The following is a 25,910-nucleotide window of genomic DNA, read 5'->3' on the forward strand; positions in this document are numbered from 1 at the left end:
GGGTGCCGCAGGTACACCAGATAGGGCAGGTGGGCCTTCTTGTGCAGCTCGACGGCGGCGGCGATCTTGACCATCTGCAGGAACGCGACGGTGCCCTCCTGCATACGGGTGCCGCCCGAACTCGGCGACGCCAGCAGCGGCAGCCGCTCGGCCGTGGCCCGCTGCACAGCGGCGATGATGCGTTCGGCCGCGGCCACCCCGATGGACCCGGCCAGGAAGTCGAACTCACACGCCACCAGCGCCACCCGACGGCTGAACACCCGGCCCTCACCGGTCAGCACCGACTCGTCGAGCCCGGTGGCCGCCTCGGCCGCGGCCATTTCCCGGCGGTACTGCTCTGACATCGGCACGGCCAGCGGCGGCCCGTCCCAGCTGATGAACGACCCCTCGTCGAGGACTGCGTCGCGCAGCGCATGGGCGCGGATCCGGCTCACAGGAAAAGGCTAATAGTCTGTTGTCCATGATTGGAGTGACCCGCGACGGCAACGTGATGACGCTGGAGATGCAGCGCCCGGAGCGCCGCAACGCACTGAACGCCGAACTGGTCGACGGTCTGCGTGAGGCGATCGAGAAGGCGGCCGCCGAGGAGGTCCGCGCGATCGTGCTGACGGGGGCCGGCCATGTCTTCAGCTCGGGTGCGGACCTGTCCGGCGGACAGGGTGTCGCCGACGAACTACCGGACAAGGCCAAGGCGCTCAACCTCGCGATCGACAAGGCGCCGTTCCCGGTCATCGGCGCGATCAACGGACCCGCCATCGGCGCCGGGGTCATCCTGGCGATGATCTGCGACCTGCGGGTCGTGGCGCCGGAAGGCTACTTCCAATTTCCGGTCGCGAAATACGGCATCGCTCTTGACAACTGGAGCATCCGCAGGTTGACCTCGCTGGTCGGCGCGGGCCGGGCCAGGGGCATGCTGCTGGCCGCCGAACGGCTCACCGCCGACGTCGCACTGCAGACCGGGATGGCCAACAGGATCGGGACGCTGGCCGACGCGCAAACGTGGGCCCAGGAGATCGCGGGGTTCGCGCCGCTGGCGCTGCAACACGCGAAGCGGGTGCTCAACGACGACGGCGCCTACGAGGAGCCCTGGCCCGCACATCGGGAGCTCTTCGACCGGGCCTGGTCCAGCCAGGACATCATCGAGGCGCAGGTGGCGCGCATCGAGAAGCGGCCGCCCAGGTTCCAGGGCGCCTGATGGCGGTGCGGACGGCTCTGCGCTACGGGTTCGGTACGGCGTCACTGTTCGCCGGTGGCTGGGTGCTGCGCGCACTGCAGGGCACCCCCGCGTCGCTGGGCGCGACCCCGGCCGAGGTGGCGCCGGTGGCGCGCCGGTCCCCGCATTACAGAGACGGCAAATTCGTCAACCTCGAGCCGCCGTCGGGCATCACGATGGACCGCGAGCTGCAGCGCATGCTGTTGCGCGACCTGGCCAACGCCGCATCCTGGGGCAAGCCGCCCGCACCGATCCCGCTGGCCGCCCCGCCGAAGACGGAGCCCTCCCCGGCCGCGGCCAGTTGGTACGGCCACTCCAGCGCGCTGATCGAGATCGACGGCTACCGCGTGTTGGCCGATCCCGTGTGGAGCAACCGGTGCTCCCCGTCGCGCGCGGTCGGGCCGCAGCGCCTGCACGAGGTGCCGGTGCCGCTCGAGGCGCTGCCCGCCGTCGATGCCGTCGTGATCAGCCACGACCACTACGACCACCTCGACATCGACACCGTCGTCGGGCTCGCGCACACCCAGCGCGCGCCGTTCGTGGTGCCGCTGGGCATCGGCGCTCACCTGCGCAAATGGGGCATCCCCGACAGTCGCATCGTCGAGTTGGACTGGCAGGAGGCGCACCGGGTGGGCGATCTGACGCTGGTCTGCACCCCCGCCCGGCACTTCTCCGGCCGGCTGTTCTCCCGCGACGCCACGCTGTGGGCGTCGTGGGTGATCACCGGACCGACACACAAGGCGTTCTTCGGCGGCGACACCGGCTACACGAAGAGCTTCGCCGAGATCGGCGCCGAGTACGGACCGTTCGACCTCACCCTGCTGCCGATCGGCGCCTACCATCCCGCGTTCGCCGACATCCACATGAATCCCGAGGAAGCGGTGCGGGCCCACCTCGACCTGACCGACGTGGACAACAGCCTGATGGTGCCCATCCACTGGGCGACGTTCCGGCTCGCCCCGCATCCGTGGGCGGAGCCGGCCGAACGGCTGCTCACCGCTGCCGAGGCCGAACGGGTGCGCCTGGCGGTGCCGATACCCGGACAGCGGGTGGACCCGGACTCGACTTTCGATCCATGGTGGCGCTTCTAGGCCGCGGTGACGCGTTACGGTGCTGACATGAAACCCCCGGCGCGGGTGGCCGCGCTCGCGCTGACGGCCGTTCTGCTTGCCGGCTGCGGCGGCGACAACGCCGAATCCGCCACCTCCGCGCCGCCCAGCCCGGCCTCCGACGTGCCGCCTCCGCTCGTCCCGGCGATGCCGCTGCCGGACAAGGCGGTCGGCAACGCGGTTTCCGAGCTCGACGGCATCGCCGAGGACCTGATGTCCCGGTCCGGTATCCCGGGCATGGCGGTGGCGGTGGTGCATGGCGGAAAAACGGTGTACGCCAAAGGTTTCGGCGTCAAAAATGTCGAGGACGGAGACGGGCCGGACAATCGGGTGGAGCCCGACACCGTGTTCCAGCTGGCGTCACTGTCCAAGCCGCTGAGCGCGACCGTCGTGGCCCGCCTCGTCGGCGAGAACCAGGTGGCCTGGGACACCCCCGTGGTCTCCAGGCTGCCGTGGTTCGCGCTGTCCGATCCTGCCGTCACCCAGATGGTCACCGTGGGCGACATGTTCGCGCACCGCTCCGGATTGCCCGACCATGCCGGAGACCTGCTCGAAGATCTCGGCTTTGATCGCCGCCAGGTGCTCGAACGGCTGCGCGAGCTCCCGCTCGACCCGTTCCGGACCTCCTACGCCTACACCAACTTCGGTCTCACCGCCGGGGCCGAAGCGGTGGCCGCCGGCGCCGGCAAGAGCTGGGAGGACCTCGCCGCCGAGACGCTGCTGCGACCGCTCGGTATGACCGTCACCAGCTATAAGTTCGCCGACTACCAGCGCAGATCCGACCGCGCGGTGGGGCACATCCGCATCGACGACCGGTACGAGCCGCGGTACGTGCGTGACGCCCAGGCCCAGTCACCCGCGGGCGGGGCCAGTTCGTCGGTCAACGACATGACCCGGTGGATGGCGATGGTGCTCGCCGATGGGCAGCACGAGGGCAGACCGCTGATCGACCCGCAGGCGCTGTTGCCCGCGATCACCCCGCAGGCCGTGTCGTCGCGCGGCACCGAGCCGGCGATGCGGTCGGGCTTCTACGGGTACGGCTTCAACGTGGGCACCACCTCGGCCGCGCGCACCGAGCTCAGTCATTCCGGCGCGTTCGAACTCGGCGCGGCGACCAACGTGCTGTTCCTGCCTTCGGCCGACGTCGGGATCGTCGCGCTGACCAACGCCACCCCTGCCGGCATCCCTGAGGCGCTGACCGCCCAGTTCGCCGACCTGGTGCAGTTCGGCGAGGTTCGCGAGGACTGGTATGCGTTGTACGGCAAAGCCTTCGCCGACATGGACAAGCCGACCGGTGCGCTGGTCGGCCGCGAACGCCCCGCTGACGCGAAGCCTCCTGCGCCGCTGTCGTCGTACGCCGGGGTGTACCGCAACGACTACTGGGGACCCGCCACGGTCACCGCACGAGACGGCCGGTTACAGCTCACCCTCGGACCGCGCGGCAGTTTCGAGTTGACACCGTGGGACGGCGACGTGTTCACCTTCCCGGTGTCGTCTGAGAACGCGCCTCCCGGAACGGTTTCGGCGGCCACCTTCGATGCCGGCCGGCTGACGCTGGAGTACTTCGACGACGAGGGCAAGGGAGTCTTCACCCGATGACGGTCTCTGTGGCCACCGGCCTGTCCGACGCCGAGGTGGCGCAGCGCGTCGCCGACGGAAAGACCAACGACGTCCCCACCCGGGCAGCCCGGAGCGTGTCGGAGATCATCCGCGGCAACGTGTTCACCCGCATCAACGCGATTCTCGGTGTGCTGTTCGTCATCGTGCTGTCCACCGGATCGGTGATCAACGGTGCCTTCGGTCTGCTCATCGTCGCCAACAGCGCGATCGGCATCATCCAGGAACTGCGCGCCAAGCGGACCCTGGACCAGCTCGCCATCGTCGGCCAGGCCAAACCTGTGGTGCGCAGGCAATCCGGAACCCGGGCGTTGGCGCCCGACGAGGTCGTCCTCGACGACGTCATCGAACTCGGCCCCGGTGATCAGATCGTCGTCGACGGAGAGATCCTCGAGGAGACCAACCTCGAGGTCGACGAATCGCTGCTGACCGGCGAAGCCGACCCGATCGCCAAGGACGCCGGAGATCTGGTGATGTCGGGGAGCTTCGTCGTCGCCGGCGCCGGTGCCTACCGGGCGACCAAAGTGGGGCGGGAGGCCTATGCGGCCAAACTCGCCGAAGAGGCCAGCAAGTTCACCCTGGTGAAATCCGAACTGCGCAACGGCATCAACCAGATCCTGCGGTTCATCACCTATCTGCTGGTGCCCGCGGGAGCGCTGATCATCTACACCCAGCTGTTCACCACCGGGGCCGGGTGGCGGGAGTCGGTGCTGCGGATGGTCGGTGCGCTGGTACCGATGGTGCCCGAGGGGCTGGTGCTGATGACCTCGATCGCATTCGCGGTCGGGGTGATCCGGTTGGGCCGCCGGCAGTGTCTGGTCAACGAGCTGCCCGCGATCGAGGGGCTGGCCCGCGTCGATGTGGTGTGCGCCGACAAGACCGGCACGCTGACCGAGAACGGCATGCGGGTCAGCGATCTCAGACAGCTCGACGAGTCCGGGGTGGCCGAGGTGCTGGCACAGCTGGCCGCCGACGATGCCCGGCCCAACGCCAGCATGGCCGCGATCGCCGAGGCCTACAGGACGCCGCCGGGCTGGACGGCGACGGCCACCGCGCCGTTCAAGTCGGCGACCAAGTGGAGCGGCACCTCCTACACCGACCACGGCAACTGGGTGATCGGCGCACCCGACGTGCTGCTGGACCCGGCCTCGCCGGTGGCCGCGGAAGCCGAGCGGATCGGCGCGCAAGGTTTGCGGGTGCTGCTGCTCGGATCCAGTGATCGGCCCGTGGACGCGCCGGACGCCCCCGGCACCGTCACCCCCGCCGCGTTGGTGGTGCTGGAGCAACGGGTCCGTCCCGACGCTCGCGACACCCTGGATTACTTCGCCTCGCAGAAGGTCTCCATCAAGGTCATCTCGGGAGACAACGCGGTGTCGGTGGGTGCGGTGGCCGGCTCGCTGGGGCTGGACGGCGAGACGATGGACGCGCGCCGACTGCCGGAGCAGCCCGACGCACTCGCCGACACGCTGGAGGGATACACGACGTTCGGCCGGGTGCGGCCCGACCAGAAGCGTGCGATGGTGCACGCGCTGCAGTCCCGCGGGCACACCGTCGCGATGACCGGTGACGGGGTCAACGACGTGCTCGCGCTCAAGGACGCCGACATCGGCGTCGCGATGGGGTCGGGCAGCTCGGCGTCGCGTGCCGTGGCGCAGATCGTGTTGCTGGACAACAAGTTCGCCACCCTGCCTTATGTCGTGGGTGAGGGCCGGCGGGTGATCGGCAACATCGAGCGGGTCTCGAATCTGTTCCTCACCAAGACGGTGTATTCGGTGCTGCTGGCGGTGCTCGTCGGTCTGGGCGGCCTGTCGGCCGCGCTGTTCGGCTCCGATCCGCTGCCGTTCCCGTTCCAGCCCATCCACGTCACCATCGCCGCGTGGTTCACCATCGGCATCCCGGCGTTCATCCTGTCGCTGGCCCCGAACAACGAACGCGCGCACCCGGGGTTCGTGCGCCGGGTGATGACATCGGCGCTGCCGTCGGGAGTCGTCGTCGGCGTCGCGACGTTCACCTCGTACCTGCTCGCCTACCAGGGCCGGGCGGCCACCGAGACCGAGCAGACCCAGGCCTCGACCGCGGCGCTGATCACGCTGCTGGTGTCGGCGATGTGGGTGCTGTCGGTCGTGGCGCGTCCCTACGAATGGTGGCGGGTGTTGCTGGTGGTGGTCTCCGGGCTGGCCTACGTCGTGATCTTCAGCATCCCGTTCGCACGCGAGCTGTTCATCCTCGATCCGTCGAACGCGGCGATCACGTCGACGGCACTCGGGATCGGGCTCGCCGGGGCAGTCGCGATCGAGGTGATCTGGTGGGTCCAGGGCCGTGTACTGGGAGAACGCCGAGCTTTCTGGCGTCCGCGGGAGCGGTAGGGTTGGCCGTATGGGATTTCTGGACAAGGCCAAGAATCTTCTGTCGAAGAATGCGGACAAGGTCGACACCGTGATCGACAAAGCCGGTGACCTCGTCGACAAGAAAACGCAGGGCAAGTACGCCTCGACGGTCGACAAGGTGCAGGACGCGGCCAAGAAGGCCGTCGCCGACAACGCCGGTCCGGTGTCGCCGGGTCAGCAGTCCGGTCAGGTGCCGCCGCCTCAGCCGCCGCCGAACACGCCGCCGCAACAGCCTCCGACGGCTCCCCCGACCTCGTAGGCGCTGCGGCAGTATGGCGAAGCTCTCGGTCTCCGTCGACGTGCCGCTGCCGCCCGAGAAGGCGTGGGAGAGCGCGTCGGATCTGTCCCGATACAAGGAGTGGCTGTCGATCCACCGGGTGTGGCGGTCCAAGCTGCCCGAGGTGATCGAGAAGGGCACCAAGCTCGACTCGATCGTCGAGGTCAAGGGCATGCCCAACCGGGTGAGCTGGACGGTGGTGCATTACCGGCCACCGGAGGCGATGACGCTCAACGGCGACGGCAAGGGCGGGGTCAGGGTCAAACTGATCGGCAAGATCAGACCCAGCGCTGTCGGGTCGACCGTGACCTTCGACGTCCACCTCGGCGGGCCCGCGCTGTTCGGTCCGATCGGCATGGTCGTGGCCGGCGCGCTCAAAGGGGACATCCAGGAGTCGCTGAACCGCTTCAAGGCGGTGTTCGCGCCGTCCTGACGCGGGGCACGGCACGCCCGGGGGATTCAGCCGTTCGGTGCCACCCGTGAGCGCGCGACATCGGCCGCGCCGTTCCCGGTGATCAGCCACAACGTTGCGAGTCCGGCGACGAGCTCGTCGATCGTGACCTTCGCGCGTCCGTCGACGAACGCCAGGATCGCGTCGGCGGTCCCGCCGATGACGAACGCCGGCGCGACTTCAGCCAACGGGTCTCGTTCGAGTTCGACCCCGTGCACGGTGCGGGCATGCCCGACGAGCACCGAGGTCAGCCCGCGCATCACCGCTTCGCGGTGGCGGTGCAGTGCGGGGGAGGCCGCCACTCCGCCGAGCAGGACCCGGGCCCGGCGGGGGTCGGCGACCAGGTTGCGGACCACGGCGTCGACAGCCGCTTCGGCCTGGCGATCGACTGGCTCGCCGGCGGCGCCCGCGGCGGCGGCCAGTGTCGCGGCACTGACATCGGCGGCGATGTCGTCCACCGCGGCAGCGGCGACGGCGTCGAGGTCGGTGAAACTCTCGTAGAAGTAACGCTTGTTGAGACCGGCGGCCAGACAGAGCTTGTCGACGGTGATCGACCGCCAGTCACTGGCGGCCAGGGCGTCGAGCGCGGCATCGATCAGCCGAGCTCGTCGCTCCGCGCGCCGCTGCTCAGCGGACAGGCCGCCGTAGCTGCGTTCGGAAGAGCGGGGCATCCCACCATCGTCGCACTGACCCCGCAGACTCTTGACACCCTGGGCCGATATCTGGCACGGTTCCGTACCAACTAGTTACTGGCACGGTTTCGTACCAGAAGGGGGCATGTTGAGTACGCAGCACAAGGCCCGTCTTCAGTCGGCGGCCGCATCGGTCACCTCCCGCTACCCGAGTCGGGAACGCGCACTGGCCCGCCCGCCCGCCGGCAGCGGCCTCAAGCCGGTGATGGGCGACTACGGGGTTCCCGTCATCGGGCACATCATGAGTTCGATCACCGATCCCCTCGAGTTCGCGCGGCGACGCTACCAGCGGTACGGCCCGGTGTGGTGGGCCGGCGGGGTGGGCTTTCGCATCGTCGCGCTGATGGGACCGCAGGCCCTCGAGACGGTTTGGATCAACAAGGACAAGGCGTTCTCCAGCACGCGGGGATGGGCGCCGGTGATCGGGCCGTTCTTCCACCGCGGGATCATGCTCCTGGATTTCGAGGAACACCGCGACCACCGCCGCGTCATGCAACACGCGTTCACCCACACCGCACTGGACGGCTACCTGGAGTTGATGCATCCCGGTATCGACCGGACGATCACGAACTGGGTTCCGTCGCAAAGGTTTCCGTTTTACACCTCGGTCAAGCAACTTCTGCTGGACCAGGCCGCCGAGGTGTTCGTCGGTGCGCCACTGGGCCCCGAATCCGAGCAGCTGTCCTCGGACTTCCACCACACCGTGTGCGGGGGACAGGCGATCATCCGCGCCGACGTTCCCGGCGGCGTCTGGGCCCGCGGCTTACGCGCCCGGGAACGACTGGAACGGTATTTCGCCGCCCAGCTCCCGAGCAGACGCGCCGGCACAGGCACCGACCTGTTCTCGATGCTGTGCCGCAGCCGCGACGAGGACGGCATGAGCTTCACCGACGCCGACATCGTCAACCACATGATCTTCCTGTTGATGGCTGCCCATGACACCAGCGCCATCGCCCTGTCGATGCTGGTCTACGAACTCGGCAGAAACGTGGCCTGGCAGGATGCGCTGCGCGACGAGGCCTCGGCCGAGCGCGGCGACATGCTCACCGTGAGCGACCTGGCCGACCACCCGCTGCTGGACGCCGCGTTCAAAGAGATCCTGCGGATGTACGCACCGGCGGGGACACTCTTCCGCCAAACACTGAAGGACACCGAGGTCGTCGGCCATCACATCCCCCGCGGCAGCCAGGTGGCCCTGAACGTCTACGCGTCCATGCGCCTGCCGGACTGGTGGCCGGACCCGGACGTCTTCGACCCGAGCCGGTTCACCGGCGGCGCCGACTCCACGCCCATCCACCGATATGCCTTCGCGCCCTTCGGTGGTGGGGTCCACAAGTGCATCGGCCAGCAGTTCGCCGACATGAGCGTGAAAACGATCATGCACCGGCTCCTACGGCAGTTCGACTGGCGGGTTCCGTCCGGTTACCGCCCACGACTGAGCTGGGGTACCGGACCCACCCCCGCCGACGGGTTGCCCATCGCACTGCGGCGCCTGCGGGCGCCCGGCCGTTAGACCGGGCTCATGCGACGGCGGCCAGCGCATCCGCGACGGCGACGTCGCCCGAGATGACCTCGAACGTGTGACCCGCGGTGGCCGGGGCGTCCAGTGCCGCGACCAACACCGCGGCCACGTCGGCTCGGGGGATGCTGCCGCGGCCGGTGCGCTCGGCGATCCTCACCCGCCCGGTCGGCTCGTCGTCGGTGAGCCGGCCGGGGCGGACAATCGTGGTGCGTAGCTCCGCGCGCGCCCGGACCGCGTCGTCGGCGGCGCCCTTGGCGCGCAGATAGGCGACGAACACGTCATCACCGGCATCGTCGGCCGCGTCGGCGTCGGCGCCCATCGACGAGATCATCAGATAGCGCTGCACCCCGGCCGCTTCGGCGGCGTCGGCCAGCAGGATCGCCGCGTCGCGGTCGACGGTCTCCTTGCGTGCCGCCCCGCTGCCCGGTCCGGCCCCCGCGGCGAAGATGACGGCGTCGGCGCCGCGCAGGTGCGTGGACACGACACCGTTGGTGGTGTTCTCGAGGTCGACGACGACCGGTTCGGCACCGGCCACGCGCAGATCGTCGGCGTGGTCGGGGTTACGGATCAAGCCGGCCACCGAATCGCCGCGCGCCGACAGCAGTCGGGACGTGATTAGAGCGATCTTTCCGTGCCCACCGGCGATGACGACGCGCATGGCTACCTCCTTCGGCGCCGCACCACCTTGACGAACTCCGCGGTCGACCGGCGCACCGATTCCAACTCGAGCGACACCAACAATGTATCCACCATCGCGAACGGCAGTGTGGTGGCGACTGCCCCGCGGCCGTATTCGAGGTGCCAGGAGCCGGGATGGATGGTCAGGCCGCGCGCGTGCCCGCGTTCCAGACAGGTGCGTCCGCCGGGCAGCAGCGGCGGCAACGTGGCGGTGTCGCCGGATTCCAGGTCGTAGGAGTCGATCCGGCCCGCGAGCAGGAACTTGTGGATGTCGACATGTTTGTAGCGTCCCGAAAATCCTTGTGTGCCAGTCGGAGAACCGAAGATCACGATGTACTCTCGCGGGCTGAAGTACAGGAAGCGGACCTTGCCGAGGATGCCTCCGGCCTTGCTGGCCACCCAGCGGCCGGGGCCGTCGTCGACCAGGTCCGGGTACGCGTCGGCCAGCAGCTCGATGGTACGGGTGACGAGTTCGCCGCCGTCGAGCGGTAGGCCGACCACCCGCTCGGCAACCGAGTGCAGGGCGTCCGGATCGATCTTGTAGTTCATCGGTCGAACTCCAGGGGCAGACTGGTCGGGCCGCTCAACCCCAGCAGCGGCTTCCACGGCACGGGGCCGGCGGACCGCGGGTTGGGCAACCGCACCGACAGAATCTTCAGGGCCTCGGCAAGCTCCAGACGCGCCAGGTTGGCGCCGAGGCAGTGGTGCACGCCACCACCGAAGGTCAGGATCGGCGGCGGATCGTCCCGGGCGATGTCGAAGCGGGCCGGATCGTCGTACACCGTGGCGTCCCTGTTGGCTGCATAGGTGTTCACGACGATGAATGTGCCCGCGGGGAAACTGTAGTCCCCGATCTCGACGTCGGCGGTCACGCTGCGTACGGTGCTGCACATCGACGGGGAGTGCCGCATCGTCTCCTCGACGGCGCGCATCGCCAGCTCGGGATGCTCCCGCAGCACCGCCCACTGCTGCGGGTGATCGCACAGCACCTGCATCGACGCGGCGAGTTGACTGCGGGTGGTGTCGGTTCCGGCGACGAGGACCGAGAACGCCAGCATGCGCAGCTCGGCGGCGTCGAGGCGGTCACCGCCGTCCTCGATGCGGATCAGGTCGGACAGCAGATCGTCGGTCAGGTCCTGACGCCGATCGTCGATCATGCCGTCGATGTAGTCGTCGAATTCGCCCCATGCCTTCAGCACGACGGGCTCTTGTTCGGCGAGGTTGCAGTCAAAGCTGACGATCTTGAAGATGTCCTCGGCCCACCGGGAGAACTGCTGCCAGTCCTCGCGCGGCGCGCCCAGCAGCGCGCAGATGATCGGGATCGGATACGGCCGCGCGACATCGTTGACGAACTCGCAGCGGCCCGCGTCCTGGACCGCGTCGAGCAGCTCGTTGACCACGGTGTGGATCGCGCCGTGCATGCGTGCCGTCGCCCGCGGGGTGAAGGCCCGCGCCACCAGGCTGCGCAACCGTCGGTGCTCCGCACCCTCCATGTTCAGGATGCTGTGGGTCACCCTGTCCCACAACGGTCCTGACGTGATTCCGTGTGCTGACAGGTGGATTCCCGGCGGGATGACGAACCGTGGATCGCGCAGGACGGTGCGGGCCATCTCGTAGGAGAGCACCTCGGGACCGATCGGGCCGAGCGCTACAGGAGCGACCTGCTGGGCCGCGCGGAACTGCGGATAGATCTGCTGGGGGCTGTCGGTGAAGCCGTAGTCCAGCGTCGGCAGCCCGGCGTCGAACACGCTCGGCTTCGCGGTTGCGGTCACGAGAGGATCCGCAGCGGTAGTTCCGGCAGTGAACACGTTGCCGACGGCCAGGTGATCTCCGGAACGTAGCCGGGGGAGAGATCGAATTCCGGTATGCGGGCCAACCATTCGGTGACGACGAGCTTGAGTTCCATCCTGGCCAGATGGGAACCGAGGCAACGGTGTGGTCCGCCGCCGAAGCCCCAGTGCTTGTGCAGCTTGCCGTCGAGGACCAGACCGTCGACCGATTGAGGGTCGCTTCCGTCCCGGTTGATCGCGCCCAGACACAGCCGGACGTCGGCACCGGCCGGCAGCGTGACCCCTGCGACGGTCAGGGGCCTGGTGGTCACACGTCCGACGATCGGTGCCGCCGGCTCCAGCCGGATCATCTCCTCGACGAACCCTGCGACGACGTCGGGATCCTCCCGCAGTAACCGGCGCAGGTCAGGCCGGCGGGCCAGCTCCAGCATGGTCGCGCCGATGGTGGCGGTGACGGTGTCCAGACCGGCCAGGACGAAGACCAGAGACAGCCCGATCGCTTCGTTGTCGGTGAGAGGGTCGTCGCCGTGCAGCAGGTGGGACAGGATGCCGTCGCGCGGGTGCTCCCGTTGGTGGGCGACGGCTTCGCTGAGATAGCTGAACAGCTCGGCCGCCGGGGTGAGATCGACGCTGTCCGGATCGGTGGTCAGGCTGAACGCGATGATCGCGTCCTTCCACGCGATCAGACGTTCACGGTCTTCCAGCGGCAGGCCGAACAGCGTCAGGAACACCTGCGACGGGTACGGGGTAGCCAACTCGGCCATCACCTCACACTCGTGCTGCGTAGCGATCGCCTCGACAATGTCGACGGCCTGTTTCTGCAACGACGGCAGCAGCGCACCGAGGGTCTGCGGACTGAAGAACGGATGCAGTATCCGGCGGTACCGGGTGTGTTCGGGTGGGTCGAAGCCGAGCGGCACCAGCGGAACCGGGCTGATCATGTCGTCGTAGGCGATCCGGGACGAGAAGGTCTCCGGATCGCGCAGTGCGGCGAGGACGTCCTCGCGCCGTGTGAGGTAGTACCAGCCGTCGCCGTAGAGTACGGGACCGAGGTCGCGCAGTGTGGCCCATCCGGCGGCCCGGTCCCGCGCCATCGGCAGGTCTCCGTAGAGCACCTGCGGGAGGTCCGGAATGTCGGCGGTCGCGGTCATGGCACGTTGGTGGCGAGCAGGGTCAGCGGCAGTCCGAGAACCGACAGGTCGATCTCGTCGAGGTAGGTTCCGTCTCCGGAGAATCCCTGCCGGAACCTGATCATCGCGCCGTAACGGTCGGTGACGGTCTCGGCCGCGGCCCCGTCCGGGACCTGCAGGACCACGGTGTAGACGCCGTCGCCGTTGCGGTCCAGGAATTCGTTGACCGAGGCCGCCACGGCCGCGGTGGACCCGGGCAGCGGGCTGATCAACTCGACGCCGCGGTCCCAGTCGAGTTGGACCTGGACACCGAGCTCGGTGAGTTCGCCTGCGTTGAAGGCGAATCCGAGCTCGGTGAACATCTGTGTGGTGGTCTGCCACCGTTGTGGCGCGACCGCGAACACGACGTGGTGCAGACGTGGTTCGCCGGTCATGGCCGGACCAGCCCGCGCGGCCGGACCAGGCCGAGGTCGAGGTGATTGCGCCAGCCGGGTGGTCCGTCACACACGTCGGGGATCGCGTTGATCGCACCCATCGCGGTCCAGTCGTAGCCGGGATGGGCCATGGTGCCGTCAGGTCGCCGGACCCCTTTGAGGGTGAGCTCGGTGGGCGGGTCCCCGTCGATGACGATCTCGTAGCGGGTCTCGCCCCAGTCCCAGCCCGGATCGAGGAGTTCCGGGCCCGCGGTCACGTAGACAGCGTGAAAGACGATGAGCGGCTTGCCATCCACCCATGCCGTCCACTCGTGGCGCTGCGCGGCGACGGTGCCTTGCGGGATCGCGCCCTCGTCGTGCGGGATGTCGTCGACGGCGGTTGCGACGCCGACTTCCGCGGCGGTCACCTCGTCGATGGTGAGGCCGAGCCCGTCGGCGATCATGTGCATGGACTGGGCGAAGAACGGCAGGCCGAGCCCGAGAATCGTCGGCTCGGCGAGGAATTTGTCCTTCTTCTTGCCGAAACCCATCCAGTCGATGTGATCCAGGGGGGCGTCCTTGAGGACGTCGACCACCTCGTACACGTGGATGGTGTCGATCCGGCTCATGACGCGCGCCAGCGTCAGCGGCAGGATGTCACCGGCGTAGCCGGGGTGGATACCGCCGCCGTGGAACGACGTCCCGCCCTCGTCGCAGGCGGCCCGGATGAGTTCGGCCGGCTCGCGGAAATCCGGCGACGGGTGGAAGAACCCGGCTGTGGTCACGACGTTCTTGCCTGACCGCAGCAGCCGGCACACGGTGTCGACGTCCATGATGATCGGGGTGTAGAAGACGCAGTCCGCCTCGAGGGCGACCATGGCGTCGACGTCGTCGGCCGCCATCACACCGATCGGCTTGATTCCTGCGATCTCGCCGGCGTCTCTGCCGACTTTCTCCTTGCTGTGCACCAATACCCCGACGAGGTCGTACACCGGGTTGTCGGCGAAATGTCGGACACCGACCTGCCCGACATCGCCCGTCATCCACTGGATCACTCGGTACTGCTTGTCTGTCATGGGATCGTCCTTCAGCGTGCGGCCAGAACTCCGCGGGGGAGAAGCAGGGGCAGGTCGTTGTACGTGGCGATACCCGCGGCTGCGGCGACCACGGCGGGGATCGCGGTGATCGCGGGCATCGCGGTGATGGTGAGCCCGAGCATGATGAAGTCGTCGAGGGTTTCACCGACGAAGTCCGGGGGCGGTTCGAAGCTCAGCGTGCTCTTGATGGTCGGTCGGCCCTCGACGGTGACGGTGTAGCCGAAGGTCGTCGACCACTGCGGATCCAGCGACTGCCCCTTGGTCCAGATACCGCGGACCTCGACGATGTCGCGGCCGCCTGCGATACCCGTCCACCGCACGTCGATTCCTGCGACACAGCCTGCGGCGATGGTCCACCCGCCGGGGAGCTCGAGGTCTTCGGTGGTTTGTGCGTAGTCGGCGTCGCACCGCAGTTCGTCGAGTTTCACCCCGAGTGCGTCGGCCACCAGTTGCACGGCCTCGGCGAATATGCCCGAACCCCTTTGCGTGATCGACTTCAGGTCGGGGTGACCGAAACCCATCGGGATTTCGGTCTGGGGTGAGTCGTAGATCGTGGTGTCGAACGATTCGACGATGCGGATCCGGTCCACCCGGTCCGAGATGCCCGCGGTCACAACGGCGAAGAGCTGGATGAACCCTGGATTGATGCCGCTGCCGAAGATCGTCGAGCCGCCCCTTTCGCACGCGTCGAGGATGCGATCACGGTCTGGCCCGAGCCGGTTGCCGTTGATGAACTCGGAGGTGGTGACGACGTTGATGCCGGACTCGAGGATGCGGACCAGTTCGTCGACGTCGGCGAACATCGGGTTGTAGACGATGCAGTCGGGCTTCATAGCCAGCAGTGAGTCGACATCGTCGGTGGCGGTGACTCCGAGCGGCTCGATCCCGCAGAGGTCGCCGACGTCGTGGCCGACCTTGTCGGCAGACCAGGCGTAGCAGCCGACAAGCTCGAGCTCCGAGTTGGCGGCGATGGCGTGGACCGACTTGCGGCCGACGTTGCCGGTGGTCCACTGCACGATGCGATAGGTCACTGCGTTCTGGCCGCCGGGGTGAATGTGACCGGCACCGAACGGAACCCCCGGGTGACGGAGTTGCCGTGGAACTTCGCCTGCTCGCCCGGCGCCAGAGTGAAATCGGGCATTCGGCGCAGCGCCCGATCGAGCCCGACCTGGAACTCCAGTCGCGCGAGGTTGGAGCCGAGGCAACGGTGCACGCCTGCGCCGAAGCCGAGGTGCCGGTTTTCGCGGCGGTCCAGGATGCACCGGTCCGCGTCGGGAAACTGCTGTTCGTCACGGTTGGCGGCGGCGTAGTTGACGATCACCGATTCGCCGGGTGAGAACGTGCATCCGCTCAGTTCGACCTCTTTGGCGACGGTGCGCGGGATCCCGTGAATGGATCCGGCGAACCGGATGAACTCCTCCACCGCGCGTGGCAGCAGGCCGGGATCGGCGATCAGCCGGTCGCGCTCGGCCGGATTGGTCGCCAGGTAATGGTAGGCGAAAGACATTGCGCTGGCAGTGGTCTCCAGACCGGCCTGGACGAGGAGCATGGCGTTGGATACCACGTCACCGAAGGACAGCTTCTCACCGTCGATCTCAGCGGAGAGCAGAACATCGATCATGTCGTCGCGCGGCGGTTGTTCCATGCGTGCCGTGACCGCATCGTGCAGGTGTTGGTAGAGCCCGCCCCAGGCCGCCATGCGGTCCTGCTCGGTGCTGCCGTTGAGCGCGGTGTCGGTGAGTTCGACGCACAACGGAACGTCGTCGACGGGCATGCCGAGCAGGTACTTGAAGAACACGATCCCGGGCTGCCGCCAGGCGACCGCGGCGAGGTCACCCGAGCCGGTCTCGATGAATTCGTCGAGGAGCCGGTCTGTTTCGGCGCGGATCTGGGGTTGCAGTGCTTTCATCCGGGCCGGTGAGAAGTACGGATTCAGCACCTTGCGGAACTTCTGCTGCCGAGGGGGATCGAGGGTGATCACCAGATCACCGGCAAGTTGCTCGGCGCCCTCCGGTGTCGGGTTGCTGGAGAAGTGTTCCCAATCCTGGAGGATCTGCACGCACTCCGCGTAACGCACCGCCACCCAGGCTCCCGCGGGCGTCGCGCTGAGGAACGGGTTGTCGGTCCGGGCGAACGGGGATTTCTCCCGCATCACCGAGTACACCTCGTACAGGAAGTCGTTGTCGTTGAAGTCGGCGTGCCGTAGATCCCAGTTCTGGGCGTGCTGTTCGGGTGTCTGGATCATGGCGAGTCCGACTGCTGCCCTGCGGCTTCCCGCGCTTCGCGGTCCTGGTGGATTCGTACCAGCTCACGGAACCCGATCCGGTTGTACTTGGGGACCGGCTGGATGCCCCACTCGTCCCGGGCGGTGTCCTTGCCTTCCGCGCCTTCCGGTGGCCCGAGTGCCGGGTACGGCACCTGGCATTCCAGCTTGTCGTCCGAGTAGCGCACTTTGAGCAGCTCACTGCAGATCTCGGTGAGGCTCAGCGTGGGGTAGCCGTAATAGACCGCCATGAACGGCAGTGTGAACGCGCCCTCGATGACGAGCGCGACCAGGCACACGAGCACCGCGCGTTTGATCCACTTGTGCATCCGCGCGTAGTACGGCGTGGTGCCAGGAGGAAGTTCCTCGGCCTTGTCCTGTGTTGCTTCTGGGGCAGTCACAATGTGCTCCTTCAGTCCGAGAAAATCTCGCGATTGACCGTGTGTAAGTACGGGATTGCGAGGAACGGTGTGATGTAGAAGATGTCGTAGAGCCACCATCCGATGACCGGGAACACGACTCCTGCGTAGCGCACGTCGGCATACATCGTCATGTTGAACACGTACAGACACCAGATGAGCACACCCATCCAGCAGGTGATGATCATCCACTGGTGGCCCCAGCGCTTCATCTGCAGGAAGCCGATCGCCGCGGCGCAGCGCATCGCGAAGACCGTGAGGATCATGCCGAACACCATGGACTTCTCGCCCGGCGCGGCGGCACCGCCGATCCAGGCTTCGTTGTAGTGCCAGAAGTAGCCGGCGTCGAACATGGCACCCCAGCCGACCATCAGCACCCGGTTGATCAGGGTGTGGTTGGCGACCAGGTCCAATGCCCAGCCGAGGCTGTTGAGCATGCCGTCGATCAGCACCAGATAGCCGATGAGCGTCACGATCATCGGGCGCACGGAGTATCCGGCGCGCATTGCCTGCCGCTGTAGCCAGACCCCGCGCATGAAGATCGGCAAGCCGATCAGGCCGGGAGCCCACATCCCCATCAGCCCGGCGCCGACGATCATCCACTTGTCGGCGCGCCGCTGGGCCAGACGCGACTCCTCGTGTTGCTCCTCGAGGTTGACCGAACCCGCAAGCGGCACAGACGCAGTGACCTTCGGGCTCGGCTTCCGGTTCAGCAGGGGAATGTTCACAGTTCCCACCAGCCGCGTGCGAACGACATGTAGAGCTGGACGAGGAACATCGTGAGCAGGTACCCGTAGACCACGATCTGCAGGATGATCAGGGCTTTCTTGCGATTCTTTTCCTTCTGGTCGACCATGTCGGCGACTCCTCCCTAGCGGTTGGGCTTCGAACTGTCGGCATCGGCGAGGCCGGCCGCGGCGACCTCGCGCAGACCTTCGGAGATGGCGCCGTCACTGGACAGCGGTGCGAGCACGCAGGCCTCGGCAGCTTCCAGTTCTGTGGCGCCGGCCGCGATCAGCCGGGCCGCCGTGACGAGCACCCGGGTCGAGGGCGGCTCGAAGTGGAACGCTTCGTCCGCGGTGCGGATCGCCGTGGCGCACCGGACCAGCCGCAGGGCGGTCGGCAGTTCGACGCCGGCCTCGGCGACGATCACCTCAGCTTCCCGGTCGGACGGCAGGTACTGCATCGGCAGGGTGACGAACCGTTGCCGGAACGACGGCTTGAGCTCTTTGAGCGAGCTGCGGTAGGCCGGGTTGTAGGAGCAGACGAGCATGAAAGTGTCCGGGGCGTGCACCACTTCGCCTGCTCGGTCAAGGTAGAGGGTGCGCCGGTGATCGGTCAGCGAGTGCAGCACGGCCAATGAGTCATGCCTCGCCTCGACGACTTCGTCGAGGTAGCAGATGGCGCCGGCCTTGACCGCGCGGGTCAGCGGCCCGTCGGTCCAGGTGACGTCACCGCCGGTGACCATGAACCGCCCGACCAGGTCGGAGCTGGTCAGGTCGTCGTGGCAGCTGATGGTGAACACCGGTCGTCCCAGTAGCAACCCCATGTGCTCGACCAGTCGGGTCTTACCGCATCCAGTGGGTCCGGTCAGCATCACGGGCAGGCGCTGCCGGTAAGCCCGCTCGAACAACTGCACCTCGGTGCCGTTCGCGTAGTAGGTGTGGGTCATGCTGCTACCAGCTCCTTGTGGACGTGGGCGAGGACGCGGGGAAGGTCTTCGACCCGGCGGATCCGCTGGAACCGTTTGGGCCCGAACACCTCAGGCAGTGGGTCCACGCGGACCGGACCGATGCCGACGTAGTACATCGAGACACCCGCGTCGTGGGCTTCTTCGACGGCGTGGGCCGCGTCGGCCCAGGCGTAGCGGCCTTCGTACCCCTCGTCGGAGATCAGTCCGTCGCCGATGACGATGAGCAGCCGTCGCTCCGACGGCTGGGCGAGCAGTCTGCTCGTCATGTGGCGCAGCGGCGCCCCGAGCCGGGTGTAGCCCGCGGTGGACAGGCCGAGACTGCCCGGGGCCACGAACCGGCGGTCGGAAAAGTCCTTGAGGCAGTTGACCTCCACGCGGTGGCGCGTGTTACCGGTGAAGACGAAGATGCCGTGGCGCTCCCGGGCGGTCGTCATCGCGCGCGACAGTGCGTCGGCGCAGGCGAGTTCGAGCTTGAAGACGGTGCCGCCGTGCACACCCAGTGAGGAGCTGCCGTCGAGCAGCAGTGCTGTGGTGACGTCGCGGCTGGCGGGCAGCAGCTCGCGGAAGATGCGAGGCTCGACCGCTTCTCCGGTGGTCACGTCGATGTAGTGACCCACGTACTGGTCGACGTCGATGTCGGATCCGTCCTCGAGACGGTTCTTCATCGCGCGGTGGGTGTTCTTCTCGAACCATTTCCGAACGTCCACGGCGATCACCGCAGGCCGGTCGCCGTGACCTTGGTGGGCCCGCTCAAGTACCGCAACGTGATCCGGCATGAAGCTCTCGGTCCACGCGTTCCATTCCGGGTACGGAATTCCGGGGCGGTGTTCGGGTGTGGCGTCCAGATCATTGTCCTGCGGCCGGCTCGGCGGCGGCAGGTTGGGATTGCGGACACCACCGTCACCCCCGGCGGGCACGGAATGCGGTTGCGGTACCCGTTTTTGACTCGTGGTCCAGGGCAGGCGCCCGAACGAGCGGCGCAACTTGTCGGACAATCCCTGCGGCAGCGTGTAGGCACGCGGAAGGTTCCCGATGAGCGGGTCGGCCACCAGGGTCTGTCGAGTGCGCGCCAACGCGACGGCGCGGTTGAGCATCTCTTTGGCGTCCATGTCCGGATCGGCCACATCGAGGTCGGGAAGGACACGGCGCATCTCGGTGAGCAGGCCGGGCCAGTGCGCTGCCACCCACCCCAGAGCGACGCCGGCCTCGACGAGGGTGAGTGCGCTCAACTCGCGTGCGGACAATTCGTTGATGCGGTAGTCGGTGATTCGCTCTTTCGACGGCGAACACTGGAGGGCGATACCGCATGTCAACGTTCTACGGGTCCAGTCCCGTGACGTCACTGGGTAGGGCACGTGCACCACGTCGAGCATGGAACTCAAACCGAAGCCACGGTGTTGCCCGCTCACCAGATGAGCACCGGAGCGGCGTTGCCCGCTCAACGCGACCGCGGTCAGTGCGCAACTGCGCTCGATCGCCAGCGCGTGTGCGTCGGAAAGTTCGGACATCTGCTGCGGCCTCAGAAGGTCCCGATGTTGGAGAACATCCAGTACCAGAACCAGATGATGAGTCCGGTGCCGCCCCAGGCGGCTACATAACGCAGTATCTCCCAGATCCAGCCGCCCACGTCAGTTCTCCTCACAAGATCGGATGTTCAGGGTTGTCGACGGGATCGTCACGGGGGTTGTCACTGAGCCTCCAAACCTCGACGTGCGGTGACTATCAAATTGGCCAGCATTGCGTCGCGTCTGTCGCTGTCGGTGACGGTCGTCAACACGCCGTAGATGCCGAGCAGGAAGAATGCGGCGCTGTAGAACGCGTCGACTTCGGGATGCACTTCGCCGTCGCCGCGGGCCCGCTCTATCTCGCGGACGAGCGAGACGATGACGGGATGGTCCGACCACTCGTCCTTACTCGGCCGGGTGGGTGAGAAGTGCAGCGCCAGGAACTCTTTGAACAGCGCCGGACCGAGCCGCTGTTCCAGTCCGGACACCAGTTGGACCACTTTCATCAAGGCCGCGGCCAGGTCGTGCGGGCCGTCCAGGAACCGAGCCAATTCCGTTGCCATACGGGATTCTTCACGTCTTTCCAACTCGAGCAGGACGTGCTCTTTGCTGGGGAAATGGAAGAAGAAGGTTCCGTGCGCGACGCCCGCGGCGGACACGATCGCGCCGACGTCTGCGCCGAGCATGCCCGAGGCCTGGAACTCGGCGATGGCTGCGCCGAGTATCCGTTCCCGCGTCTGCAGTCGGCGTATCTCCCGAGCCGACGGTTTGACCGGGGGCGTCATGGCCGCTTCCTGTCGCTTCACCGAGATCAATCCGAGAAGATCTCGCGGTTGACCGAATGCAGGTACGGGATCGCCAGGAACGGTGTGATGTAGAAGATGTCGTAGAGCCACCAGCCGACGACGGGCAACACGACGCCGGCGAATCGGACATCGGCGTACATCGTCATGTTGAACACGTACAGGCACCAGATGACGATGCCCATCCAGCACGTGATGATCATCCACTGGTGGCCCCAGCGCTTCATCTGCAGGAAGCCGATCGCCGCGGCGATCCGCATGGTGAAGACGGTGAGGATCATGCCGACTTCCATGGCCTTCTCGCCCGGGCCGGCGGCACCGCCGAGCCAGAGCTCGTTGTAGTGCCAGAAATATCCGGCATCGAACATCGCTCCCCAGCCGTTCAACAGGATGCGGGCCAGGATGGTGTGGTTGGCGACGAGGTCGAGCGCCCAGCCGACGGTGTTGATCGCGGCGTCGATGATCACGAGATATCCGATCAGAGTCACCAGCATGGGGCGCACCGACAGCCCGTCGCGCTGGGCTTTGCGCAGGAGCCACACGCCGCGCAGGAACAGCGGGAGGCCGAAGATGCCCAGTGCCGCGGTACCGATGAGCAGGCTGCCGGATATCAGCCACTTGTCGGCCTGCCGTTGCGCCCGTTGGGACGCCTCCATGTGCTCGTCGAGCCCACTCGCGGACGCGCGCGGGCCGGAACCATTCTTGCGATCGCGGCCCAGGTTCAGCGTGGGCAGGTGCATAGATGCTGACTATAGTCAGTAACCGTTTTGAGTCAAGCATTGCTATTGCAGCGGTCAGACATGATAGTGGCCGAAACATAGTGCAACTAGCGGACTTTATGTCCGGTCACGATGGATAACGGCGACAGACTCGAATCGAAGTCGTTGACTTAAGTCAAATCAGGTCGTTAGATGGGCCTCACTCAGCGAGGAGGAACCTCATGGCACTGGAACAGTTTTCCCTCGACGGGCAGGTCGCCATCGTGACCGGCGCAGGCAAAGGGGTGGGTCAGGGGATTGCGCGGGTCCTGGCAGAGGCCGGGGCGACCGTGGTTGGTACCGCGCGAACGGAATCCGACATCGTGGCGACCATAGCCGGGATCGAGGCGGCCGGGGGTAAGGGGCTCGCACTCGTCGCGGATGCCATGAGCAGGACCGACGGTGAACGCGTGGTCGGCACCGCGATGGAGCGGTTCGGCCGCATCGACGTTCTGATCAACAACGTCGGGGGCTCGACGTACGCACGGTTCCTCGACATCACCGACGAGGACTTCAGGCACACCTTCGACTGGTGCGTCACATCGGCATTCATCATGAGCCAGCTCGCCGCGCCGCACATGATCGAGGCCGGCCGCGGCTCGATCGTCAACATCTCGTCAGGGTCGGCCCGGTTCGGGATTCGCGCGCTGACGGCCTACTGCGTCGCGAAGGGCGGGCTGGAGGCGCTGACCCGCGCGATGGCACAGGAGCTTGCGCCGAAGATCCGGGTGAACGCGATCGCGCTGGGATCGTTCGCGACGGACGGTTTACAGGGAAGCCTTGACTTGTTACCCGGGTCGCTGGAGAAGATGAAAGAGGCGACGCCGTTGCATCGCCTGGGCGATGTAGAGGACCTCGGGAGGTTGTGCGTGTATCTGTCGACCCGCGACTGCTATGCGACCAACGCGATCTTCCACGTCGACGGCGGCATCGATTCGAACAACTCGCCGCTGCCCATCCCTGACTACTGAGCGGAAAACAGGTCGGTACACGATGCGCAGAGTGGTGCAGTTCTCCACGGGAAATGTCGGCAGGCACGCGCTGCGGGCGCTCATCGGACGCCCGGATCTGGAGTTGATCGGTGTGCACGCCGCCAGTACGGACAAGATCGGCCGGGATGCGGCCGAACTGTGCGGACTGTCAGAACCGACGGGTGTGGTGGCGACCGATGACCTCGACGCGCTGATCGCGCTGCGACCGGACTGCGTGGTCTACACCGCGCTGGGGGAGACGCGGCCGATGGAGGCCATCGACCAGATGTCCCGGATCCTGTCCGCCGGCATCAACGTCGTCGGCACGTCGATGGTGTGGCTGGTGACCCCGCACCAGGCCGACGACTGGCTGCGGGTTCCGCTGGAGCAGGCCTGCGCGGCGGGGAACTCCTCGCTCTACGTCAACGGCATCGACCCCGGCTACTCCGGCGACACCGCGGTGCACGCCGCGCTGAGCCTGGTGACCCGCGCCGAGTCGGTCACGGTGCAGGAGATCTTCGACTACGGCAACTACGATGACTACGAATACACCGGAACTGCAATGGGTTTCGGTACCGCGCCGGACGACGATCTGCCGATGGCGTTCCAGCCGGGGGTGATCACCTCGATGTTCGGCGGCCTGGTGCGCAACCTCGCCCGCCACCTCGACGTGGGACTGGACGAGGTGCGGCAGCGGTACGAGCCCTGGTACACCCCGGACCGGATCGAGTGCACGATGATGACGGTCGAGCCGGGTCGATTGGCGGGCGTGCGCTTCGCCGCCGAGGGGGTGCGGGACGGCGTACCGCTGATCACCGTCGAGCACACCACCCGGCTGACGCCGGCCGCGGCGCCGCACTGGGAGTATCCGCCCGACGGCCAGACCGGGGTGCACAGGGTCATCGTCGAGGGCGAGCCCCACATCGAGGTGAGCACGCAACTGTCCCATCCGGTGCTCGACGTGACCGACGCCGGCTGCGTTTCGACGGCGGCCCGGGCGGTCAACGCGATCGACTGGGTGTGCCGCGCTCCCGCGGGACTGGTCGCCGTCGAGGACATCCCGCCGACGGCGATGATCCGCGGGTTGATGTGGTGAGCGGCTGAGCCGAAATTTCTGTCCGAGCGGGGTGCGGCCGGACTTTAGGCTGGCTGGGTGGGTGGCGGCTATGACGTGTGGAGGCTCTCGGAGACCTGGCGTATCCGTTTCGCGTACTTCGAGACGTACGGTCCCGTGTCGTCCACCCCGGAGGGTAAGCAGGCCTTCCGCGCGCTGAGTTTCTGGGACAGGATCCGTATCTCGTCGAATCTGTGGGCGTTCCTGTTCGGGCCCATCTACTTCTTCGTCAAGGGCGTGTGGCGCAAAGGTGTGACGCTGCTGCTGCTGGCCTGCGTGCTGGCGGTGGTTCTGGTGTTTGTAGACGTCGGGGCCGTCGTCGAGCGGGCGGCGTCGCTGATCGTGCCCGTGCTGGCGATGACGACCGCCAACTACGCGTACTACCTTCACGTGGTCGCGGGCAGCCGGTCGTGGAATCCGTGGGAGGGCATGTCCGGCCGGCGCTGAGCGCGGCCCGTCACATCCGGTGCCGGCGCCGGATCCCGTCGAAGCGCTCACGCAGTTGTCGGGCGCGCTGCTCCCGGCTCACCGTCGCCGTGTCCGCCGGCAGCGCACGCGTCAGCTCCGCGCGCTTGACCAGCCGCGTGCCGAGGGCCGCGGGCGCCCCGGCCAGCATGTGCCGGTAGGTGAGGTTCCCGCGCTCGAAGCCCTGCGTGTCCAGCCAGTTGTGCACGCCGGGATCGTCGTGGGCCATCACGATCCGGATGCGGCCGTCGCCGTCCACCGCGGTGCGACTCGGCGTGTAGCTCACCGGCCGGTACAGGTAGTCCATGCTCGTGAAGAACATGCCCATGTTGGTCAGGCTCCACAGCCCTTCGTGCGCGTCGAACTCGACGATCAGAGCCTCGTCGGAGTCGAGCTCCCAGTACATGTTCACCGCCGCCCGGCCGCGCTTGTCGTCCCCGTCGGTCGGCTCCGTGACCGGGAACCGGTTGGGCTGCTCGGCATCGACACCGCCGTGGGTGAACGGGAACTCCGGCCAGTCGGTCATCACACCGGTGAGGAAGTCACCCGCCCACCCGATCGCGGTCACCAGGTCGGCGACGGTGGGCACCGGGCGCGGTGTGCGCATGCCCACCCGTTCGATGCGCAGCTCGGCCGGGTGTTCGTCCCACCGGTCGAAACCCTGACGGATGAACAGTTTTCGGGAGCCTTCGGTGGTCGGCAACCAGTTCGGCCCCCGCCGCGGGCCGCCGACGTAGAGCTCGAAGTCACCGCCGGGTGAGGTGGTCAGCTGATGGCCGAACAGATTCGTCTCCGGGACGTCCCCGAACGGTTCGTGCAGCACGCCCGGTCCGGCCGGACGGGCGCCGTGCACGGTGATGTTGAAAAACGGTGCGGTGCCGCGGTTGCCGCTGATGCGGTAGACATGCGAGCCGTCGATCCACGCCTGGTGGTAGGTGAAGTCGGCGCAGTCACCACCGAGCTTGCGCAGCGGCGTGTTGAACGCGTGCACCAGGGGGTACCGCGGGTCCGCGGTCTCCAGCGCGAGATCGAAAGCCTGGCCCAGGTTCTGGGTCAGCGCGCGCATCGCGTCGGCGCGTTGCACACTCGACGCGGCATTGTGATCCTTGAACACCTGATCGCCGGCGCTACGCAGCCGGTCGCAGAACGCCGCCCATGCCGCGCGTAGTGCGGCGTCGTCGGGTCCGTCGCCGAACGCCATCAGGCCCCGGCCCGTGACAGCATCTCCGAGACCACGGCGCAGGCGCGCGCCGCGGCGGCATCGCGGCCCTCCCGGTCGATCCGCGGCCCGATCAGCTCGAGGTCGAAACCGTGCGGGTAGCCGGCCTCGATCACCGCAGAGATCAGCGGTTGCAACGGGATCGCGCCGTCCCCGGGCACCGCCCGCGCGGGCAGCGCCCGGTCGCCGAGCACGTAGTCATCTCGTCGGTCGCGATCGCGGTGCTCTACATCCTCGTCGCGCTCGACACCGTCAACCAGCTCGGGCTGCCCGTCGGGTCGCTCGTCGCCCCGGCCGCCGTCCTCGGCGCCGCGCTCGGTTTCG

Annotated in this window: 29 protein-coding genes and 1 pseudogene; 10 read left to right on the plus strand and 20 right to left on the minus strand. The window is 67.3% G+C overall.

Translation table 11 applies throughout. The annotated features are described in order from the left end of the window. The coding region (locus tag ASJ79_RS23875; RefSeq protein WP_304439123.1) for a carboxyl transferase domain-containing protein at positions 1-434 on the minus strand (434 nt) is incomplete at its 3' end. A gap of 26 nt (positions 435-460) precedes the next feature. On the opposite strand from ASJ79_RS23875, the gene ASJ79_RS23880 reads away from it, so the two are divergent. From ASJ79_RS23880 to ASJ79_RS23905, 6 genes are read left to right on the plus strand one after another with little or no spacing between them, the layout of a single operon-like run. Next, positions 461-1,195, plus strand: a complete 735-nt coding sequence (locus tag ASJ79_RS23880; RefSeq protein WP_067960790.1) for an enoyl-CoA hydratase — start codon at positions 461-463, stop codon at positions 1,193-1,195. Beyond that, a complete protein-coding gene (locus tag ASJ79_RS23885) occupies positions 1,195-2,304 on the plus strand; it encodes an MBL fold metallo-hydrolase (protein WP_067960793.1) in 1,110 nt (369 codons plus the stop codon). Before ASJ79_RS23880 ends, ASJ79_RS23885 begins: the two co-directional genes overlap by 1 nt. A 27-nt stretch (positions 2,305-2,331) precedes the next feature. Further along, entirely contained in the window at positions 2,332-3,921 is a 1,590-nt protein-coding gene (locus tag ASJ79_RS23890; RefSeq protein WP_067960864.1) for a serine hydrolase, read from the plus strand. Further along, positions 3,918-6,305, plus strand: coding sequence for a cation-translocating P-type ATPase (locus tag ASJ79_RS23895; protein ID WP_067960795.1), 2,388 nt, complete (start codon positions 3,918-3,920; stop codon positions 6,303-6,305). Before ASJ79_RS23890 ends, ASJ79_RS23895 begins: the two co-directional genes overlap by 4 nt. A gap of 10 nt (positions 6,306-6,315) precedes the next feature. Further along, on the plus strand, positions 6,316-6,585 hold the full coding sequence (locus ASJ79_RS23900; RefSeq protein WP_067960798.1) for an antitoxin: 270 nt from the start codon (positions 6,316-6,318) through the stop codon (positions 6,583-6,585). Between the two features lie 13 nt (positions 6,586-6,598). Beyond that, positions 6,599-7,036 (plus strand): SRPBCC family protein, encoded by a 438-nt coding sequence (locus ASJ79_RS23905; RefSeq protein ID WP_067960802.1) that lies wholly within the window; start codon positions 6,599-6,601, stop codon positions 7,034-7,036. A gap of 26 nt (positions 7,037-7,062) precedes the next feature. Here ASJ79_RS23905 and ASJ79_RS23910 read toward each other — a convergent pair whose 3' ends face one another. Continuing rightward, positions 7,063-7,725, minus strand: coding sequence for a transcriptional regulator (locus tag ASJ79_RS23910; protein ID WP_067960805.1), 663 nt, complete (start codon positions 7,723-7,725; stop codon positions 7,063-7,065). Between the two features lie 106 nt (positions 7,726-7,831). On the opposite strand from ASJ79_RS23910, the gene ASJ79_RS23915 reads away from it, so the two are divergent. Continuing rightward, positions 7,832-9,259, plus strand: coding sequence for a cytochrome P450 (locus ASJ79_RS23915; protein WP_067960807.1), 1,428 nt, complete (start codon positions 7,832-7,834; stop codon positions 9,257-9,259). Positions 9,260-9,266: 7 nt separating this feature from the next. On the opposite strand, the gene ASJ79_RS23920 is transcribed toward ASJ79_RS23915, so the two are convergent. From ASJ79_RS23920 to ASJ79_RS23985, 16 genes are read right to left on the minus strand one after another with little or no spacing between them, the layout of a single operon-like run. Continuing rightward, complete coding sequence (locus tag ASJ79_RS23920; protein WP_067960809.1) at positions 9,267-9,926, minus strand: NAD(P)H-binding protein; 660 nt, start codon at positions 9,924-9,926, stop codon at positions 9,267-9,269. A 2-nt stretch (positions 9,927-9,928) separates the two neighbouring features. Continuing rightward, entirely contained in the window at positions 9,929-10,495 is a 567-nt protein-coding gene (locus tag ASJ79_RS23925; RefSeq protein WP_067960812.1) for an isomerase, read from the minus strand. Next, positions 10,492-11,718: a cytochrome P450 gene (locus tag ASJ79_RS23930; RefSeq protein WP_067960814.1), complete on the minus strand. Its 1,227-nt coding sequence runs from the start codon at positions 11,716-11,718 to the stop codon at positions 10,492-10,494. The genes ASJ79_RS23925 and ASJ79_RS23930 overlap by 4 nt, the downstream gene beginning before the upstream one ends. Next, complete coding sequence (locus ASJ79_RS23935; RefSeq protein ID WP_067960817.1) at positions 11,715-12,887, minus strand: cytochrome P450; 1,173 nt, start codon at positions 12,885-12,887, stop codon at positions 11,715-11,717. The genes ASJ79_RS23930 and ASJ79_RS23935 overlap by 4 nt, the downstream gene beginning before the upstream one ends. Beyond that, on the minus strand, positions 12,884-13,300 hold the full coding sequence (locus tag ASJ79_RS23940; protein WP_067960820.1) for a hypothetical protein: 417 nt from the start codon (positions 13,298-13,300) through the stop codon (positions 12,884-12,886). Before ASJ79_RS23940 ends, ASJ79_RS23935 begins: the two co-directional genes overlap by 4 nt. Next, positions 13,297-14,355, minus strand: coding sequence for a dihydrodipicolinate reductase (locus ASJ79_RS23945; protein ID WP_067960824.1), 1,059 nt, complete (start codon positions 14,353-14,355; stop codon positions 13,297-13,299). Before ASJ79_RS23945 ends, ASJ79_RS23940 begins: the two co-directional genes overlap by 4 nt. An 11-nt stretch (positions 14,356-14,366) precedes the next feature. Then, the gene (locus ASJ79_RS23950) at positions 14,367-15,407 is read right to left on the minus strand and encodes a dihydrodipicolinate reductase (RefSeq protein WP_067960827.1); all 1,041 of its coding nucleotides are present in this window, start codon (positions 15,405-15,407) and stop codon (positions 14,367-14,369) included. Beyond that, a complete protein-coding gene (locus tag ASJ79_RS23955) occupies positions 15,404-16,621 on the minus strand; it encodes a cytochrome P450 (RefSeq protein ID WP_067960831.1) in 1,218 nt (405 codons plus the stop codon). Before ASJ79_RS23955 ends, ASJ79_RS23950 begins: the two co-directional genes overlap by 4 nt. After that, a complete protein-coding gene (locus ASJ79_RS23960; RefSeq protein ID WP_197420353.1) occupies positions 16,618-17,043 on the minus strand; it encodes a hypothetical protein in 426 nt (141 codons plus the stop codon). The genes ASJ79_RS23955 and ASJ79_RS23960 overlap by 4 nt, the downstream gene beginning before the upstream one ends. Positions 17,044-17,051: 8 nt before the next feature. Further along, entirely contained in the window at positions 17,052-17,786 is a 735-nt protein-coding gene (locus ASJ79_RS23965; protein ID WP_369803754.1) for a hypothetical protein, read from the minus strand. After that, positions 17,783-17,914, minus strand: a complete 132-nt coding sequence (locus ASJ79_RS34825; protein WP_255374763.1) for a hypothetical protein — start codon at positions 17,912-17,914, stop codon at positions 17,783-17,785. Before ASJ79_RS34825 ends, ASJ79_RS23965 begins: the two co-directional genes overlap by 4 nt. A gap of 15 nt (positions 17,915-17,929) precedes the next feature. After that, positions 17,930-18,730, minus strand: coding sequence for a CbbQ/NirQ/NorQ/GpvN family protein (locus ASJ79_RS23970; RefSeq protein WP_067960839.1), 801 nt, complete (start codon positions 18,728-18,730; stop codon positions 17,930-17,932). Next, complete coding sequence (locus tag ASJ79_RS23975) at positions 18,727-20,259, minus strand: nitric oxide reductase activation protein NorD (protein ID WP_067960843.1); 1,533 nt, start codon at positions 20,257-20,259, stop codon at positions 18,727-18,729. Before ASJ79_RS23975 ends, ASJ79_RS23970 begins: the two co-directional genes overlap by 4 nt. Positions 20,260-20,270: 11 nt before the next feature. Next, the gene (locus tag ASJ79_RS34830) at positions 20,271-20,393 is read right to left on the minus strand and encodes a hypothetical protein (RefSeq protein ID WP_255374764.1); all 123 of its coding nucleotides are present in this window, start codon (positions 20,391-20,393) and stop codon (positions 20,271-20,273) included. 45 nt (positions 20,394-20,438) lie between these two features. Beyond that, a complete protein-coding gene (locus ASJ79_RS23980; RefSeq protein WP_067960845.1) occupies positions 20,439-21,041 on the minus strand; it encodes a TetR/AcrR family transcriptional regulator in 603 nt (200 codons plus the stop codon). A 26-nt stretch (positions 21,042-21,067) separates the two neighbouring features. Further along, the gene (locus ASJ79_RS23985; RefSeq protein ID WP_067960848.1) at positions 21,068-21,799 is read right to left on the minus strand and encodes a hypothetical protein; all 732 of its coding nucleotides are present in this window, start codon (positions 21,797-21,799) and stop codon (positions 21,068-21,070) included. Between the two features lie 200 nt (positions 21,800-21,999). On the opposite strand from ASJ79_RS23985, the gene ASJ79_RS23990 reads away from it, so the two are divergent. From ASJ79_RS23990 to ASJ79_RS24000, 3 genes are read left to right on the plus strand one after another with little or no spacing between them, the layout of a single operon-like run. Next, complete coding sequence (locus tag ASJ79_RS23990) at positions 22,000-22,788, plus strand: SDR family NAD(P)-dependent oxidoreductase (protein ID WP_067960851.1); 789 nt, start codon at positions 22,000-22,002, stop codon at positions 22,786-22,788. Between the two features lie 22 nt (positions 22,789-22,810). Continuing rightward, a complete protein-coding gene (locus tag ASJ79_RS23995) occupies positions 22,811-23,884 on the plus strand; it encodes a dihydrodipicolinate reductase (protein ID WP_067960854.1) in 1,074 nt (357 codons plus the stop codon). A gap of 57 nt (positions 23,885-23,941) precedes the next feature. Then, positions 23,942-24,349, plus strand: coding sequence for a DUF2628 domain-containing protein (locus tag ASJ79_RS24000; protein WP_067960857.1), 408 nt, complete (start codon positions 23,942-23,944; stop codon positions 24,347-24,349). Positions 24,350-24,359: 10 nt separating this feature from the next. Here ASJ79_RS24000 and ASJ79_RS24005 read toward each other — a convergent pair whose 3' ends face one another. Then, on the minus strand, positions 24,360-25,568 hold the full coding sequence (locus ASJ79_RS24005) for a DUF1214 domain-containing protein (protein WP_067960860.1): 1,209 nt from the start codon (positions 25,566-25,568) through the stop codon (positions 24,360-24,362). Beyond that, positions 25,568-25,910 (minus strand): annotated as a pseudogene (locus tag ASJ79_RS34430) (hypothetical protein); the annotation flags it as partial. The gene ASJ79_RS24005 and the pseudogene ASJ79_RS34430, both read right to left, overlap by 1 nt.

Source organism: Mycobacterium sp. NAZ190054 (assembly GCF_001545925.1).
Taxonomy (GTDB): domain Bacteria; phylum Actinomycetota; class Actinomycetes; order Mycobacteriales; family Mycobacteriaceae; genus Mycobacterium.

Bases quoted from the DNA above. Each gene is read 5' to 3' on its own strand.
- ASJ79_RS23905 (WP_067960802.1), top strand. From the start codon at position 6,599: ATGGCGAAGCTCTCGGTCTCCGTCGACGTGCCGCTGCCGCCCGAGAAG.
- ASJ79_RS23980 (WP_067960845.1), bottom strand. From the start codon at position 21,041: ATGACGCCCCCGGTCAAACCGTCGGCTCGGGAGATACGCCGACTGCAG.
- ASJ79_RS23970 (WP_067960839.1), bottom strand. From the start codon at position 18,730: ATGACCCACACCTACTACGCGAACGGCACCGAGGTGCAGTTGTTCGAG.
- ASJ79_RS23975 (WP_067960843.1), bottom strand. From the start codon at position 20,259: ATGTCCGAACTTTCCGACGCACACGCGCTGGCGATCGAGCGCAGTTGC.
- ASJ79_RS23895 (WP_067960795.1), top strand. From the start codon at position 3,918: ATGACGGTCTCTGTGGCCACCGGCCTGTCCGACGCCGAGGTGGCGCAG.
- ASJ79_RS23885 (WP_067960793.1), top strand. From the start codon at position 1,195: ATGGCGGTGCGGACGGCTCTGCGCTACGGGTTCGGTACGGCGTCACTG.
- ASJ79_RS23990 (WP_067960851.1), top strand. From the start codon at position 22,000: ATGGCACTGGAACAGTTTTCCCTCGACGGGCAGGTCGCCATCGTGACC.
- ASJ79_RS23915 (WP_067960807.1), top strand. From the start codon at position 7,832: ATGTTGAGTACGCAGCACAAGGCCCGTCTTCAGTCGGCGGCCGCATCG.
- ASJ79_RS23945 (WP_067960824.1), bottom strand. From the start codon at position 14,355: ATGACAGACAAGCAGTACCGAGTGATCCAGTGGATGACGGGCGATGTC.
- ASJ79_RS23985 (WP_067960848.1), bottom strand. From the start codon at position 21,799: ATGCACCTGCCCACGCTGAACCTGGGCCGCGATCGCAAGAATGGTTCC.
- ASJ79_RS23935 (WP_067960817.1), bottom strand. From the start codon at position 12,887: ATGACCGCGACCGCCGACATTCCGGACCTCCCGCAGGTGCTCTACGGA.
- ASJ79_RS23940 (WP_067960820.1), bottom strand. From the start codon at position 13,300: ATGACCGGCGAACCACGTCTGCACCACGTCGTGTTCGCGGTCGCGCCA.
- ASJ79_RS23900 (WP_067960798.1), top strand. From the start codon at position 6,316: ATGGGATTTCTGGACAAGGCCAAGAATCTTCTGTCGAAGAATGCGGAC.
- ASJ79_RS23920 (WP_067960809.1), bottom strand. From the start codon at position 9,926: ATGCGCGTCGTCATCGCCGGTGGGCACGGAAAGATCGCTCTAATCACG.
- ASJ79_RS24005 (WP_067960860.1), bottom strand. From the start codon at position 25,568: ATGGCGTTCGGCGACGGACCCGACGACGCCGCACTACGCGCGGCATGG.
- ASJ79_RS23995 (WP_067960854.1), top strand. From the start codon at position 22,811: ATGCGCAGAGTGGTGCAGTTCTCCACGGGAAATGTCGGCAGGCACGCG.
- ASJ79_RS23910 (WP_067960805.1), bottom strand. From the start codon at position 7,725: ATGCCCCGCTCTTCCGAACGCAGCTACGGCGGCCTGTCCGCTGAGCAG.
- ASJ79_RS23880 (WP_067960790.1), top strand. From the start codon at position 461: ATGATTGGAGTGACCCGCGACGGCAACGTGATGACGCTGGAGATGCAG.
- ASJ79_RS23955 (WP_067960831.1), bottom strand. From the start codon at position 16,621: ATGATCCAGACACCCGAACAGCACGCCCAGAACTGGGATCTACGGCAC.
- ASJ79_RS34825 (WP_255374763.1), bottom strand. From the start codon at position 17,914: ATGGTCGACCAGAAGGAAAAGAATCGCAAGAAAGCCCTGATCATCCTG.
- ASJ79_RS23925 (WP_067960812.1), bottom strand. From the start codon at position 10,495: ATGAACTACAAGATCGATCCGGACGCCCTGCACTCGGTTGCCGAGCGG.
- ASJ79_RS23890 (WP_067960864.1), top strand. From the start codon at position 2,332: ATGAAACCCCCGGCGCGGGTGGCCGCGCTCGCGCTGACGGCCGTTCTG.